Annotated in this window: 11 protein-coding genes and 5 pseudogenes; 9 read left to right on the top strand and 7 right to left on the bottom strand. The window is 46.3% G+C overall.

Annotation, left to right across the window (positions count from 1 at the left end; genetic code table 11):
• The first annotated feature begins 5 nt into the window (after nt 1-5).
• From efeB to A7589_RS17075, 4 genes are all read left to right on the top strand, one after another.
• Nucleotides 6-1,277: an iron uptake transporter deferrochelatase/peroxidase subunit gene (efeB, locus tag A7589_RS17090; protein WP_001199152.1), complete on the top strand. Its 1,272-nt coding sequence runs from the start codon at nt 6-8 to the stop codon at nt 1,275-1,277.
• Between the two features lie 79 nt (nt 1,278-1,356).
• Entirely contained in the window at nt 1,357-1,554 is a 198-nt protein-coding gene (locus tag A7589_RS22870; protein WP_133174897.1) for a hypothetical protein, read from the top strand.
• A gap of 464 nt (nt 1,555-2,018) precedes the next feature.
• A complete protein-coding gene (phoH, locus tag A7589_RS17080) occupies nt 2,019-2,807 on the top strand; it encodes a phosphate starvation-inducible protein PhoH (RefSeq protein ID WP_000533536.1) in 789 nt (262 codons plus the stop codon).
• A gap of 458 nt (nt 2,808-3,265) precedes the next feature.
• Nucleotides 3,266-4,474 (top strand): tyrosine-type recombinase/integrase, encoded by a 1,209-nt coding sequence (locus tag A7589_RS17075; RefSeq protein WP_000279862.1) that lies wholly within the window; start codon nt 3,266-3,268, stop codon nt 4,472-4,474.
• A gap of 223 nt (nt 4,475-4,697) precedes the next feature.
• Here the strand turns inward: A7589_RS17075 and A7589_RS17070 are convergent, their stop codons facing one another.
• Together A7589_RS17070 and A7589_RS17065 are read right to left on the bottom strand one after the other, a co-directional pair.
• Nucleotides 4,698-6,263: a DUF3987 domain-containing protein gene (locus A7589_RS17070; protein ID WP_063084857.1), complete on the bottom strand. Its 1,566-nt coding sequence runs from the start codon at nt 6,261-6,263 to the stop codon at nt 4,698-4,700.
• A gap of 15 nt (nt 6,264-6,278) precedes the next feature.
• Nucleotides 6,279-6,527 carry a helix-turn-helix transcriptional regulator gene (locus A7589_RS17065; RefSeq protein WP_001349431.1) on the bottom strand — a complete coding sequence of 83 codons (249 nt, stop codon included), beginning with the start codon at nt 6,525-6,527 and terminating at the stop codon, nt 6,279-6,281.
• A 100-nt stretch (nt 6,528-6,627) separates the two neighbouring features.
• Between A7589_RS17065 and A7589_RS17060 the strand changes: the two genes are divergently transcribed.
• The 3 genes and pseudogenes from A7589_RS17060 to A7589_RS17050 form a co-directional block, all read left to right on the top strand.
• Nucleotides 6,628-8,451 (top strand): hypothetical protein, encoded by a 1,824-nt coding sequence (locus A7589_RS17060; RefSeq protein WP_001242276.1) that lies wholly within the window; start codon nt 6,628-6,630, stop codon nt 8,449-8,451.
• A 1,209-nt stretch (nt 8,452-9,660) separates the two neighbouring features.
• Entirely contained in the window at nt 9,661-10,224 is a 564-nt protein-coding gene (locus A7589_RS17055) for a YagK/YfjJ domain-containing protein (RefSeq protein WP_096180045.1), read from the top strand.
• Nucleotides 10,225-10,482: 258 nt separating this feature from the next.
• Nucleotides 10,483-10,649 (top strand): annotated as a pseudogene (locus A7589_RS17050) (transposase domain-containing protein); the annotation flags it as partial.
• A gap of 187 nt (nt 10,650-10,836) precedes the next feature.
• Here the strand turns inward: A7589_RS17050 and A7589_RS23340 are convergent.
• Together A7589_RS23340 and A7589_RS17040 are read right to left on the bottom strand one after the other, a co-directional pair.
• Nucleotides 10,837-10,967, bottom strand: a pseudogene (locus A7589_RS23340) (IS5/IS1182 family transposase); the annotation flags it as partial.
• 64 nt (nt 10,968-11,031) lie between these two features.
• Nucleotides 11,032-11,163 (bottom strand): annotated as a pseudogene (locus tag A7589_RS17040) (IS3 family transposase); the annotation flags it as partial.
• A 281-nt stretch (nt 11,164-11,444) separates the two neighbouring features.
• On the opposite strand from A7589_RS17040, the gene A7589_RS17035 reads away from it, so the two are divergent.
• Nucleotides 11,445-12,803 (top strand): esterase-like activity of phytase family protein, encoded by a 1,359-nt coding sequence (locus A7589_RS17035; RefSeq protein ID WP_000823247.1) that lies wholly within the window; start codon nt 11,445-11,447, stop codon nt 12,801-12,803.
• A 121-nt stretch (nt 12,804-12,924) separates the two neighbouring features.
• On the opposite strand, the pseudogene A7589_RS23335 reads toward A7589_RS17035, so the two are convergent.
• Both A7589_RS23335 and tnpC read right to left on the bottom strand, forming a co-directional pair.
• Nucleotides 12,925-13,002, bottom strand: a pseudogene (locus A7589_RS23335) (DUF6404 family protein); the annotation flags it as partial.
• A 39-nt stretch (nt 13,003-13,041) separates the two neighbouring features.
• On the bottom strand, nt 13,042-14,022 hold the full coding sequence (gene tnpC, locus A7589_RS17030) for an IS66 family transposase (protein ID WP_286174539.1): 981 nt from the start codon (nt 14,020-14,022) through the stop codon (nt 13,042-13,044).
• 31 nt (nt 14,023-14,053) lie between these two features.
• On the opposite strand from tnpC, the pseudogene A7589_RS17020 reads away from it, so the two are divergent.
• Nucleotides 14,054-14,311 (top strand): annotated as a pseudogene (locus A7589_RS17020) (IS3 family transposase); the annotation flags it as partial.
• A 12-nt stretch (nt 14,312-14,323) separates the two neighbouring features.
• Here A7589_RS17020 and A7589_RS17015 read toward each other — a convergent pair.
• Nucleotides 14,324-14,587: IS30 family transposase (locus A7589_RS17015; protein ID WP_050484504.1), on the bottom strand; the 264-nt coding region annotated here is incomplete at its 5' end.

Genomic DNA, 14,587 nt, shown 5'->3' with positions numbered 1-14,587 from the left:
GCGTTATGCAGTATGAAGATGAAAACGGCGTGAATGAACCGTCACGCCGACGTTTACTGAAAGGGATTGGCGCGCTGGCGCTGGCGGGGAGTTGCCCGGTCGCTCATGCACAAAAAACGCAAAGTGCGCCGGGTACGCTTTCGCCGGATGCGCGCAATGAGAAACAGCCGTTTTATGGCGAACATCAGGCGGGGATTGTGACGCCACAGCAGGCCGCAATGATGCTGGTGGCGTTTGATGTACTTGCCAGTGATAAAACCGATCTTGAGCGGTTGTTTCGTTTGTTGACTCAGCGTTTTGCTTTTCTGACTCAGGGCGGAATGGCACCAGAAACGCCAAATCCGCGCCTGCCGCCACTCGATTCCGGTATTCTTGGCGGCTACATTGCGCCTGATAATCTCACCATCACGTTGTCTGTTGGTCACTCGTTGTTTGATGAGCGGTTTGGCCTTGCGCCACAGATGCCGAAAAAGTTGCAGAAGATGACGCGTTTCCCCAACGACTCGCTTGATGCAGCGTTATGTCATGGAGATGTGTTGCTACAGATTTGCGCCAATACCCAGGACACGGTGATCCACGCGCTGCGCGATATCATTAAACACACGCCGGATTTGCTCAGCGTGCGCTGGAAGCGGGAAGGGTTTATTTCCGATCATGCGGCGCGTAGTAAAGGCAAAGAGACGCCGATTAATTTGCTGGGCTTTAAAGACGGCACTGCTAATCCCGACAGCCATAATGCGAAGTTGATGCAAAAAGTGGTGTGGGTCACGGCAGATCAGCAGGAACCTGCCTGGACTATCGGTGGTAGCTACCAGGCGGTGCGGTTGATTCAGTTTCGGGTGGAATTTTGGGACAGAACGCCACTGAAAGAACAGCAGATGATTTTTGGTCGTGATAAGCAAACCGGTGCTCCGCTAGGAATGCAGCACGAGCATGATGTGCCCGATTACGCCAGCGATCCTGAAGGGAAGGTGATAGCACTGGACAGCCATATCCGGCTGGCGAATCCACGCACGCCAGAGAGTGAGTCCAGCCTGATGTTGCGCCGTGGCTACAGTTATTCACTGGGCGTCACCAACTCCGGGCAACTGGATATGGGGCTACTGTTCGTTTGCTACCAACACGATCTGGAAAAGGGCTTCCTGACAGTACAAAAAAGGCTGAACGGCGAGGCGCTGGAGGAATACGTTAAACCTATCGGTGGCGGTTATTTCTTTGCGTTGCCAGGGGTGAAGGACGCGAACGATTATCTCGGAAGCGCATTATTGCGGGTTTAATGTTTTTAGGCGGATAGGCGTTTACGCCGCATCCGACGTTCGTGCGCTGATGCCTGATGCGACGCTGGCGCGTCTTATCATGCCTACAATCGGTGGCGGATCGGTAGGCAGGATAAGGCGTTACGCCGCATCCGACGTTCGTGCGCTGGTGCCTGATGCGATGCTGGCGCATCTTATCAGTTCTACAATCGGTGCCGGATCGGTAGGCAGGATAAGGCGTTTACGCCGCATCCGGCAAGCGCAAGGCACATTTTACCAGCACCGCGAATCCTGCTGAAAGCACACAGCTTTTTCCATCACTGTCATCACTCTGTCATCTTTCCAGTAGAAACTAATGTCATCAAAATGGTGTTTTATGGTTAAATATAAGTAAATTTATTGTTGCAATAAAGGCAAAAACTGTTGTACTTATTAAGTAACAGCGGTAGTTCCCGGCAGTGATAGTCAGTCACTATGGAGATCGCGGATGGTAACGTCCTGTACTGGACAATGTTTTGTTAAGCAACGCTTCACCACTCGCGGAGAGTTCTCCTCCGGTAGTCATCTCGTCACTCTGTATTTTTACCCACTTCCTTTCTTTATTCGTGTTACCGACGCCTTTAACGGTGCGCGTAGCCGTTTTCGGTGTTATCTCCAAAAGCAAACTATGGCTTACAAGGAAGCCAACCCTCTGATGTTCGTGCGCATAATCGCGCTGCCAACGGCGCGTGTGATGAATACAAACAACTCAAGGTGCTCTCCATGGGAAGACAAAAAGCAGTGATCAAAGCTCGTCGCGAGGCAAAACGTGTGCTGAGACGGGATTCGCGCAGCCATAAACAGCGTGAAGAAGAATCGGTCACCTCGCTTGTGCAGATGAGCGGCGTAGAAGCCATTGGCATGGCTCGCGACAGTCGTGATACCTCGCCAATCCTCGCGCGAAATGAAGCGCAATTGCACTATCTGAAGGCTATTGAGAGTAAGCAACTGATATTCGCCACGGGCGAAGCCGGGTGTGGTAAAACCTGGATCAGTGCGGCAAAAGCGGCAGAAGCCCTGATACATAAGGATGTCGACAGAATTATCGTCACCCGTCCGGTTCTGCAAGCCGATGAAGATCTTGGCTTCTTACCTGGAGATATCGCAGAAAAGTTTGCTCCTTATTTTCGTCCGGTCTACGACGTGCTGGTTCGGCGGTTGGGCGCTTCCTTTATGCAATACTGCCTGCGACCGGAGATAGGGAAGGTCGAAATCGCGCCGTTCGCCTATATGCGTGGACGTACCTTTGAAAATGCAGTCGTCATCCTTGATGAGGCGCAGAATGTGACTGCCGCGCAAATGAAAATGTTTTTAACCCGCCTCGGGGAAAACGTGACGGTTATTGTTAACGGAGATATTACACAGTGCGATTTACCTCGCGGTGTGCGCTCCGGATTAAGTGACGCGCTGGAACGTTTCGAAGAAGATGAAATGGTCGGGATTGTCCGATTCGGTAAAGAGGATTGCGTACGTTCGGCACTTTGCCAACGTACACTACATGCCTATAGTTGAGATTTTTAATGGTAGAGAGCTCTGGCGTGGAGTGCACCCCAAAAGTTGGACACTCAGCTGAGTAAGGTGCAGTCCACTTACGTACGGGCTCTTCTTAAAATATAGCGATGAGGGGGGGATTGACTCGCTTCGCTCGCCCTGCGGGCAGTCCACTCACTGCGTTCGCGGACTGTCCAACTGGCTGTCGCCAGTTGACGAACCCCGGTCGGGATTTCTCATCCCCCCGGTGTTGTGCAATATGCGAAAAAAAAGCCCGTACTTACGTACGGGCTCTTCTTAAAATATGGCGGTGAGGGGGACCGCCTGAAATAAATCTGACTTAATCCGGGAGTGTTATATAACCTCATTATAAACAATGCATTACAATTTTTGCTGTCCGATGTTATCTAATGTATTCTTAGTGAAGTGAGAGACTAATGGCATACTGAATGGCATACCAGAGTAACAGGAATTAGCGTATGGCAGTATTGACGGATACTAAAGCAAGGCATATCAAACCTGATGACAAACCATTGCCCCATGGGGGAATTACAGGACTGACTCTTCATCCTTCTTCAGTAAAGGGGAGGGGTAAATGGGTTTTTCGTTATGTAAGTCCGGTGACACAAAAAAGGCGTAATGCTGGATTGGGAACTTATCCTGAGGTCAGTATTGCTGAAGCTGCACGTACTGCCCGGATAATGCGAGAGCAACTTGCTGCAGGTGATGATCCTCTGGAGATTAAAAAGGCTGAAGCTGAAAAAGTTGTTATCCCAACATTTGCCGATGCAGCCAGGCGTGTACATGCAGAACTGTCTCCTGGATGGGAAAATCCAAAGCATGTAAGGCAGTGGTTATCGACGCTTGAGAATTACGCGTTTCCTCAACTGGGAGCAAAAACGCTGGATTCGATTACGGCTGCGGACGTGGCAGAAACACTGCGTCCAGTCTGGTTAACCTTGTCAGAAACGGCAAGCCGGGTTAAACAGCGCATTCATGTTGTTATGCAGTGGGGCTGGGCGCATGGTTTTTGTGTGGCGAATCCTGTTGATGTGGTTGATCATTTGCTTCCACAGCAATCAAGAGGACGTGATGAACACCAGCCGGCAATGCCCTGGAGGCAGTTACCGCTTTTTGTGGCGACCAGTGTGTATACAGATGAACCTTATAATGTTACCCGGGCACTGTTATTAATGGTGATACTGACAGCAACCCGCTCGGGCGAAGCAAGGGGAATGCGCTGGGCTGAAATTGATTTTCATAAGCGGATATGGACGATACCCGCAGAAAGAATGAAAGCCAGGATACAGCATCGTGTTCCTTTATCCCGACAGGCCATTCACGTTCTGGAAAATATACGTGGTCTGCATGACGAACTGGTGTTTCCTTCTCCCAGAAAGCAGCAGATCCTTTCAGATATGGTGTTGACGAGTTTTCTGCGTAAAAAGAAGGCCATCAGTGATATACCCGGACGAGTGGCTACAGCACATGGTTTTCGTTCAACATTCAGGGACTGGTGTAGCGAACAGGGATATTCGCGGGATTTGGCGGAAAGGGCGCTTGCCCATACGCTGAAAAATAAGGTTGAGGCGGCATATCACCGGACTGATCTGCTGGATCAGCGTATACCGATGATGCAGGCATGGGCGGATTATGTGATGTCTCAGATTATGGAAAACCAGCGATGAAATCACATCTCACAGATTTGCAGATGTCGTCTGTAATCACGAAAAATATACTTATTGAGTTATAATGCTTGTTTGTCTGATATTTGCAATGACATAAATGTAAAAATAATACGTAATATTGTAGTTTATAAATTGAATGATAAAAACAATGCCAGTCTGTAACCGATGTCTGGCATTGTTTCAGATATTCAGGTTGGTAACTGAATGATAAAAGACGGGAACTTTAATTTTTTGTAGTTATGTTCCATATTTTAGTCTGTTCTTCATTTCTGTACTTATTCAGCTTATGGTCCCAACAGACTATAAACATTCCACGCTCCATTATCGGGATGTTTGCCTCATTTGCTAATTCACAAGGTGTAATCGCGTCACCGATATAAATGATTTTTTGGCCGATTGAATAATCAATTACGATTTTTTTCTGTTCTGCAAGTATCTCAAGTGCTTCATCAAGAACACATTTATTCCTGAGAGCATATGGACCATATTGTAGTATATGGCTTTTTTGATATTCGTATCCTTTTACCCGGATGATATTTTCTCTGAGCCATTTATCCAGTTTTTCTGCAGGAGATATTTCCCGAAGTGATTCCAGTTTGGATATAAGATGCTGAAAATAAAAATCAACGAGATAAATAGCACTATTGATACTTTCTCGTGTTATTACTGTACCATGTGGATTGTTCTCCAGCTCCAGAAGTGCGGCTATTCGAACAGCCTGTTCTCTTTTCCTGACGATAATGTCTTCGAAAGTGGTCATACGTGGGTTCTGCCTGACAGCACTCATATTTTCTTCGTGAAAGATTTCCAGATCGTGGGATGCTGCGTGTGATAATGTCATGCGGATGCGTTGCTCACCTTTTGCACGCCTTTCCCGGGACGCTCTCAGAGAGTCTCTGATCTGACTGCCAAAACTTTTCTCATGAAAACAGGTTGCACATTGCTGCGTTACAACAGGAGTGGCAGTATGCGGTTCTGTCGTCATTATTTTATTTGCTCCGGGTTCGCAAAATAGCACCCGGGCCAGAAAGCCATTGCCCCGGATCTGGTCGCCAGTGAGAGTAAAAAACTTATCAAATATTACCGGTTGAGTCAGTATAAGCATAGTGAGACGGGAATCCTTTACCCGGAACCCGGGTCTGGATGCCCGTTCTACGGTGACTGGTTGCCCACTCCATAATGTGTTGTACAGCGCCGATTTGCGTTCGAAACGCTTATCCAGAATAGTTCCTCCTTCATCAGACAGCAACAGAAGAGAAGGTGACTGGCTGAGTTTCAAAGCTATCCCTTCTGGTGTCGCGTCATTCACGATGAGAACCTGTTGTACGGGAGGTACGGGTTTATTTGCTATACACTTTTCAAGCGCTGCTCGTGCAGCAGCAGCATTTTCCGGGGATCTTTCCATTTCCTTTTTATATCTCCGCTCCAGGATTTTTTTATCTGTTGTCCACATTTCCATCATGCGATCATAGTTTTTTTTATCGTCGATATATGCCTGATGTAGTTCTTCTTCTGTTTCATGAACAGGGGCGATTAATTTTGCGCAGGCAGAGGTTTTTCCACTGCCTGATGCTGATGAAAGACACATATATATCTGAAGACTGGTACGCTGCCCTCCAGAAAGTTCAACTTCATGCGTATCCTGGACCGAGGCAGCCTTGACCGTCAGCATAACAGACAGCAGTATTTCACGGCTTATTCCCGTTTCTTCATGCATTTCATCAAGTAATGCCTGGCACCTGTCAGGCAGTTTAGTTATGTCAAGTTCAGGGGGGGATAATTTTGTCATGGCGTACAGTTTTCCTTATTTATCCTTAGTTACGGATCTGGTTGGTGTTGTATGTAAAGTTAACCACTCATCAATGGCAGATGCCCGCCAGCCTACAGCCGAACTCCCAAGCCGGACAGGCCGGGGAAAGGTGGCATCGTAGTATTTTGATGCCGGATTCATTTTTTCGTAGATGGTCGATCTTGATATACCAAGGAGTCGGGTAAGTTCAGCCATACGCAGGATGCGTGAGGGGGTATAAAAATGTCCGGTCTGGGTTGACATATTGTTCTCCATGTGAGTTGAAGGCTATGTCATTAATTTGCTACGTTAAGGCCAGAATGTCCCCTGTGATAAAACGGAAACCAACCGGAGATCAGAGCAGATGCGCATGTTTACAAATCTTTTGTATGATATTTGTACAGTTTTTGAGTTGTTTAAGGAAGGAGAGAGTCCGAGAGATAAGCGGAAGAGTACTGATTTTGGAGCGCATCAAAGATTCTGGGATCAACGTTATAATGAGCTCAGTCACATTATTGATGCTGAAGGGGTGTATAGTCTGGAACAACGGCGAATTATATTTTCCCGGTATGAATATTTTTATTACATGATGAATTCTTACCCTGTGTATTCAACATTAAAGTCCGAATATATCCGTAACTATTTTCTGAAAAGTTTTGGAGTTGTTTTTATTGTGCTGGATATATATAACACATATCGTCCGGAGAATGAAACAGGGTTTTATTATCATATCTATAATTTTTTGCAAAAATCATATTGTCCCTGCCTGGATTACTCTGGTACAGAAAGCGATGAGGCTGCCGTTAAACGTTATCTCCGGGAGTATCTTGCTGAACTGGGATTTAACAGAGAAGATTTTCGGGAAAACGGAAAAATGTATGAGCTGGGAAAATACCAGGGAACTATTCGAAAAGGGTACGGTAAAAGGAAGAGCCTTATGAAACAATATATAAAGGCCTGTAAGAATGAATACAAGAAGGATTACAGAGAGAAGAAGCTTGATAAGAGTGAGCTGGACAGAATACTCAACAACATTGACAAGTTCTATTATGCATTTTATTCATTAAGTATTTTGCTTGATATGCAACGGAAGGTAAAGATACTTGACAGTATTGCATATTATCTCAGAGTGCTGATAAGAGAAGGGCTTTGGGTACATGGGTTGTATGGCTACGCTGCACGCTATCTTTATGATTTTAATATTTTTGACACAACGCCTTATGCAAGAGCATTACTTGAACGGTTTCATGAGTTTGAGAGTGGCCCCAAAGGAGCATTAACTCGTTATATTGTGTCACTTGATGATAAATCACAAGAATATATCGAATCTTTAAAAGATATGGTGTTTAATCTTTCTGATAAGAAAAGTTATGATGATGTATATCTGGAAAACATTATTAATTATTTTGAACAGTTGCAGAATGCCCGTGGTTATGTGACCAGGTGCTACATGTTACTGGCCGTCCTTATTTATCTGATTCGGCGGAACAAACTCCACAAAGCTCTTCGGTTTTATGATGAATCCCCAAAATACGAGTTACCTTCTGGGTATCTTCCCGGCGCTTTTTCAGTTCTCAGGATAGCGCTGGAGATCAAATTAAACAGGGAGAAAATAAAGCATGGTTCACTGTTCGAATTACTTGATTATGTAAAAGCTTATCAGGATGCATTTATGGACTTAAGGGTCGTGACGGATCCTGCGTATAATGAAGATGAAATACAATATGATGCGAATAATTTTACTCTGATGCGTGTCATTAAAATGTATAATTCGATGCTTGCAAATATTAGTACAAAGTCAGATATTCAGCCTCCGTATATTACAGGTCTTCTTGATAATGTAGAGAGGGCGTTAGATAAGATAAATATTCTGATAGATAAAGAACGTGTTTACGATGGTGAAACGTTGGCTGAATTAATTACAGAGAACAAAATATTATCCAGTCGTGAAAGTAAAGAAAACCTGATAGGATTATTTACGGGCAGACACAAATATACTTTACTGCAATGTATTGAGAAGCTTGGCGTATTGGTTGATTATGTAATATCACCGGTTGATGATATTAAAAACGTCATGATGTTGTATGGAAATAATGCTGAAAACAAGAACAGACGCAGACTGATCTACAACGCATTAACCATCATTTGTGGTGATGATACTAAAAACAACCAGTCAGATCCTCGATGATATTATCGGAACGTGTTTTTGGCATCCGATGTTTGTATATCCCTGCTATTGTTGCTAGCCGGCTAGCAACAATAGCAGAGGGGGCATGCATGTCTGAAAAAATAAAAAATCGCAACGCATTGATTTTTATGTTGTTTATATTTCGCAAATACTATCTCTCGTTTTTGTGATTAGTGTCATGTTTTATCGTCTCGCGGATAACCGAGAGGAGTGAACAGTAACCCTGATTATATGATGAATTGTTTCTGTATTGTATGTGTGAAATATGCTTCTGGTGATATGAAAACATATCCATAACGTGGTGTTTCACGCTGTATTTTTGGGGCTGATATTTTATTTTGCGGGTTTTATTTTTTTGTTTGTGCAGAAGTACACATTGAACATCCAATACAAAAGTGTATGACCTGAAGAGGTCTGGAGCAATGTTGATTTCCTGTTCAAAAAAGAATTAAGGTTAATTAGTATTATTAGTGGGAGTTTTGTTATGTTCTTATTATGCTATCTTATGTCTTTATGTTGTAATGTCTGCTCGCCACTGTATGCTAACTGTACACTTTACTCTGTAAGTATGTGTACAGCATTATCTCCATACTACTGGTGTGAGAGTTTACCTGTGTGGTGAATTATACTCTTTGAGAGTACCATAAGTGTTGGGAATGTTAATCCTGAGTGTGTGTCTGGTGCATAGTTAGTGTTAAGTGTGTACCAAAACGCTATTAGTGTGTTATTAGTCTATTGAGGTTCGGTGGTATTAATAAATATTATCTTTTTGTATGGGCTAATCATCTCTGGTGTGGGCGTATCTCTCATATCGTTATTCTTTATGCTACTGGTCAAATATTGGTGAGGCTTCCTCACAGAGTTTCTGTTTTTACTTAATGGCAGGATAATATTAATAGCGATGTTACCTGAGGCTACCTGGTACTGACTTTTGTGAATGTCAGGTTGAGTGAATGGTGCTTCCTTAAACTCAATTCTATGAGGTGTGTTTTTACCATTGTAATTCTTACTGGTCCTCTGTTTAAGAGAGCCTCACTGAATTCTGAAGTATTACCTTGTTACAGCGATGCGGTAATACAAAACAGTTTTATCAGGGTGTCTGTGCTGCTGGTTTACTTCGTTTATTAATGCCGTGCTACGGCGTTTATGTTCTCTCAGTATTTACATAATTTCCTCTTCCTGTGAGTTTTATAAATTAAGGACTATAAAATGTATAATGCCAATCCCAATTACGAAATGAATTTCGCGATTCTGAAAGATGTGAATGAACACATAGAGGGATTGTTTCAACGTTTTTCTAAACTGTTACCTTTCAGAATTGATTTTGCCTACAGGAAAGACACGCCCAGTTTCGGGCATTCCTGTAAGCACAGTATGTGTATGGAAATATACCGTTTACTTAGCGAAACCCAGACGATGTTGGCAGGATATTACTGGGTTATGGAATATACACCAGACAAAGGGCTTCATATTCATTTTATCGGCTATCTGGATGGACAACGTCACAAGAACTCTTATCAGATATCCAGGCAACTGGGGGATATCTGGAGGCGGATCACGGAAGGGGAGGGTTATTTTCATCTGTGCCGGGCTAAAGATAAATACCCGGTGCGTATCGATCACGTGATTCACTATAGTGATAAGTCCGCAGTAGACGACTTACGTTACGCCCTCAGCTACCTGGCTAAACAGGATCAGAAAGAACACGGTATTATTCTGGGCCGTAGCAGGCTTCCCGAAAAAAGTAACCGGGGCCGACCACGACATAACTGAATTACGGGGGCTTATGCCCGAACCATCGTAAGTTATCGCGTGGATTTGTCGTTAATGCGTAGCTTTGTCGTTAATGCGTAGCTTTGTCCTCAGCGCAGGGGACTATGACACTTTGAACGTCATCTTGGGTGTAGTGACTTTTAACGTCAGGTGATGCATAAGGGCCTTTCTCTGAGAGACCCTGTTTACACAATTAAATAAATCGAGCCCGACCAACAATTTTGATGTTAACAGCAGGATTATTGAGGGGCAATCAATGTGTTCTTCGGTAGCGATTACGGTAGTGAACGGCGCTCTACTGTACGGGCTGAGCGGGACCTGCTGTCTGAATGGTATCTGCGCCATATACTGAGAGTTTTGCCGGAATGGCCTTCCAACCTGTTGATGAACTCTTGCCATGGAACGTAGCACTTACCAATAAATAACCGTTAATACGGCGTTCGGGTAATGCTAACGATAATATTACTCCTCTGGGCATTTTTAATTTATGTTTTCCGAAGCTATCGATAGGTAATAGCGAATCATCACAGCTAAGTGTTATTTCAGGTTTGGCAACGGCTTTGTTGAATAAATCAGATTTCGGGTAAGTCTCCCCCGTAGCGGGTTGTGTTTTCAGGCAATACGCACGCTTTCAGGTATACCTGCTTTCGTCATTTTGGTATCATGGGCATAGCTTCTGCTACCTGACCATCATAATCACGTAGCTTCAGTGAAGCAGTGACCACCTGTTTAACCCGGTGTATCGTTATGATCTTATCCAGCAATTGAACCGCCCCGGGTTTCCTGGAGAGTGTTTTATCTGTGAATTCAGGCTGCCAGATCATCGTTTCCGATGGAAGCATAATAAGCTTTTTCTGCTTCTGCCGGTGGGATATGGCCCTGCCTTTCCAGCAATCGTCGATTGTTATACCAGTCCACCCACGTGAGTGTGGTCAGCTCATCATACTGACACGTGCATTACCCCTACCGCGATAATGCAACCGTACAATATAGGGCGTTTCCTAAACGCAGCCCTCATCACTCCAATCCAACAAGACACAGCATTTTTGATCACGAAGAAAGACAAATAATTTCCGTAAATGTTTCCGTTGTTACAAATAACAACAGTGTTTTACATTTATTTGGCCTCAGGCCCGCGCATGTTGCCATTCGATGTCATTTTCCTGACTCATTTCTTCTTTATGGTGTAGTGTGATCTTCACTTTATGGATGCTAACAATATGAAAAGAAAAATTATTCCCGTGCTAATCGGTTGTACGCTCTCTTTCTCTGCCCTGGCGGCACAACCTACGGCTGAGCGCTATGTCGTCAGTTTTCCAGAAGGCACGCACGTGAACTACGCCGGCGCATTTGCCAGTGCATTCCCGAACGGCCTTCCGGTTGGGATAGGTTCTGGCCTGCTGTTCACCGGTAAACAGGGCGATGCCCTGACATTCGCAACCATTACCGATCGCGGTCCGAACGCGGATTCACCGAAAGAGGGGAAAAACGAAACTAAAATTTTCGTTACGCCAGATTTCGCGCCGCTGCTGATGACGATTCGTGTACAAAACGGCAAAGCGGAGGCCATCGATCCCCGTCCTCTGCATGACGATAAAGGCGCGATCAACGGTCTGCCGCTGGCAAGCGACGTGATTGGCTCCACCAATGAAGTGGCCTTCAGCGACACGTTACATAGACTGAAGGGGGATAATCGCGGGCTGGATACGGAAGGGATCACTCCGGATGGTAAAGGAGGTTACTGGCTGTGCGATGAGTATGGCCCGTTCCTGATTAACATCGACAGTAAAGGGAAAATCCTGGCAATCCACGGTCCGCAGGCGGCGGAAGGGGAAAAAGCGATTGCGGGCGGTTTGCCAAATATCCTCAAATGGCGTCAGGCGAACCGCGGCTTTGAAGGCCTCACCCGTATGCCGGACGGGCGTATTATTGTCGCCGTGCAAAGTACGCTGGATATCGACGCTAAGAGCAAGAACAAGGCGCTGTTTACGCGTCTGGTGAGCTTCGATCCGGCAAGCGGAAAAACCGCGATGTACGGTTATCCCATCGACAGCGCGGCCTACAGCAAAAACAGCGACGCTAAAATCGGAGACATCGTGGCGCTCGATAACCAGCACATCCTGCTGATCGAACAGGGAAGAGATAAAAACAACAGAATGCGTAACCTGATTTACAAGGTCGATCTCAATAAGGCGAGCGACCTGTCAGGCTTCGACAAGCCGGGTGAGTATCCGGAGTTTGATGATGAGAAAACCCTGTCACAGCGCGGCATTACCCTTGCGCAGAAAACGCAGGTTGTTGATCTGCGCTCCTTGGGCTGGCAGCAGGAGAAGGCTGAAGGGTTGGCGCTGATCGACAGCAAAACGCTGGCGGTGGCGAACGATAACGACTTTGGCGTGAAGGTGGCGATGCAACATCCGGTCGAGGGCAAGACATTCAAGGATTATCGGGTGAACGCGGAAGGAAAGCTGACGCTTGACGACAAGCAGGTTGAAACGACCCTCAGAGTGAAGCCACTGGAGAAACCGGAGTCTGACAGTGAACTGTGGATTGTGACGCTGCCGGAAGCGTTGAAATAAGTTTATAAGGTACGGACAGCAGTATCGCTTAGTTTTTCAAATTCATGTATGTGAACAATATTGGGGTTCCGGCGTAGACCCCCAATGAAAGCGTCACCACGTGAAAACATGCCTGCACGGTTTACACGTCATCCCATGGTGGCAGCCGGTTAACTTTCCTGCGCCACCAGTGGAAAAAGGCCATAAGCAGTCCGAACAAAAGTAAGCGTACAGCGAGGGCCGTATTGACGGGGATGTGTTATTCAGCTGGCAGTGCTATGCGCCACGGAAGCAGTTCGCTGACCCGGTTGACCGGCCAGTCTGCTATGACGCCAAGCACATGGCGAAGGTAGCTTTCTGGATCCACGTCATTCAGTTTGCACGTCCCGATCAGGCTGTACAGTAGCGCTCCCCGCTCACCACCATGGCCAGAGCCGAAGAACAGGGTCTTCATCTTTTCACGCAACCAGCTTTCCAGGGATTTCAACAGCGGTTTCGTTTTTCGCTGACGTTCAGCAAGCCGCTGCTCTGCCGGCATTCCCCTTATATCCGCCTCTATGGCGTACAACTGACCGATCTGCTCCAGGGCTTCTTCCGTCAGTGCTGACGGGATGCGGACGTGCACATCGTGGATCTTTCGGCGGGCATGAGCCCAGCAGGCAGCTTCCGTTATCCCACCATTGCGATACAGCTCGTTGAACCCGGCGTACGCATCCGCTTGCAGCACACCGCTGAAGCAAGCAAGATGAGTCTGCGGATGGATGCCTTTTCTGTCCGGGCTGTAAGCGAACCACACTGCAGGTGCCAACGCTGACCCGGCATTGCGGTCATCACGAACATACGCCCACAACCGCCCGGTCTTCGTCTTCTTATTACCCGGCAGCAGTACCTGGACCGGGGTATCATCGGCATGGAGTTTGCCGTCAGTCATGACATAGCCATGAAGCGCCTCTTCCAGCGGAGACAGCAGCCGGCAGCATGCATCCACCCAGCCCGACAGCAGTGAACGGCTCAGCTCCACACCTTGCCGGCCGTATATTTCTGACTGGCAATACAGCGGGGTGTGCTCTGCATACTTCGAGGTCAGCACGCGGGCCAGCAGCCCCGGTCCGGCGATACCCCACTCGATGGGCCGCGAAGGTGCAGGTGCCTGCACGATGGCATCGCACTGAGTACAGGCATGTTTTTCCCGTACCGTCTGAAGTGGCACACTGAATTTGGCCACCTGAACAGAGGTGATATGCTCACCTCAGAACAACACAGGTGCTCCAATGAAAAAAAGAAATTTCAGCGCAGAGTTTAAACGCGAATCCGCTCAACTGGTTGTTGATCAGAACTACACGGTGGCAGATGCCGCCAAAGCTATGGATGTTGGCCTTTCCACAATGACAAGATGGGTCAAACAACTGCGTGATGAGCGTCAGGGCAAAACACCAAAAGCCTCTCCGATAACACCAGAACAAATCGAAATACGTGAGCTGAGGAAAAAGCTACAACGCATTGAAATGGAGAATGAAATATTAAAAAAGGCTACTGTAGATTCAATCTGTCAATGCAACACCCCTTTCAATTATCTCTTTCGGTGTTTTGAACTTCAGTGTCTTTCTCGGTCTGTTGTTTAGCTGAGCAGCAACCAGATCTAGTTCATGTTGAGTATATTGGGCAAGACATGTCTTTTTAGGAAAGTACTGCCGAATTAGCCCATTTGTATTCTCATTTGTTCCCCGCTGCCAAGGACTCTGAGGATCGCAGAAGTAAACTTTAACGCCGGTACTGACAGTAAATTCTAGATGTCTGGCCAGTTC

This window comes from Escherichia sp. MOD1-EC6475 (genome assembly GCF_003046645.1).
GTDB classification, from domain to species: Bacteria; Pseudomonadota; Gammaproteobacteria; order Enterobacterales; family Enterobacteriaceae; genus Escherichia; species Escherichia ruysiae.
This window is presented reverse-complemented; position numbering and strand designations above follow the sequence as displayed.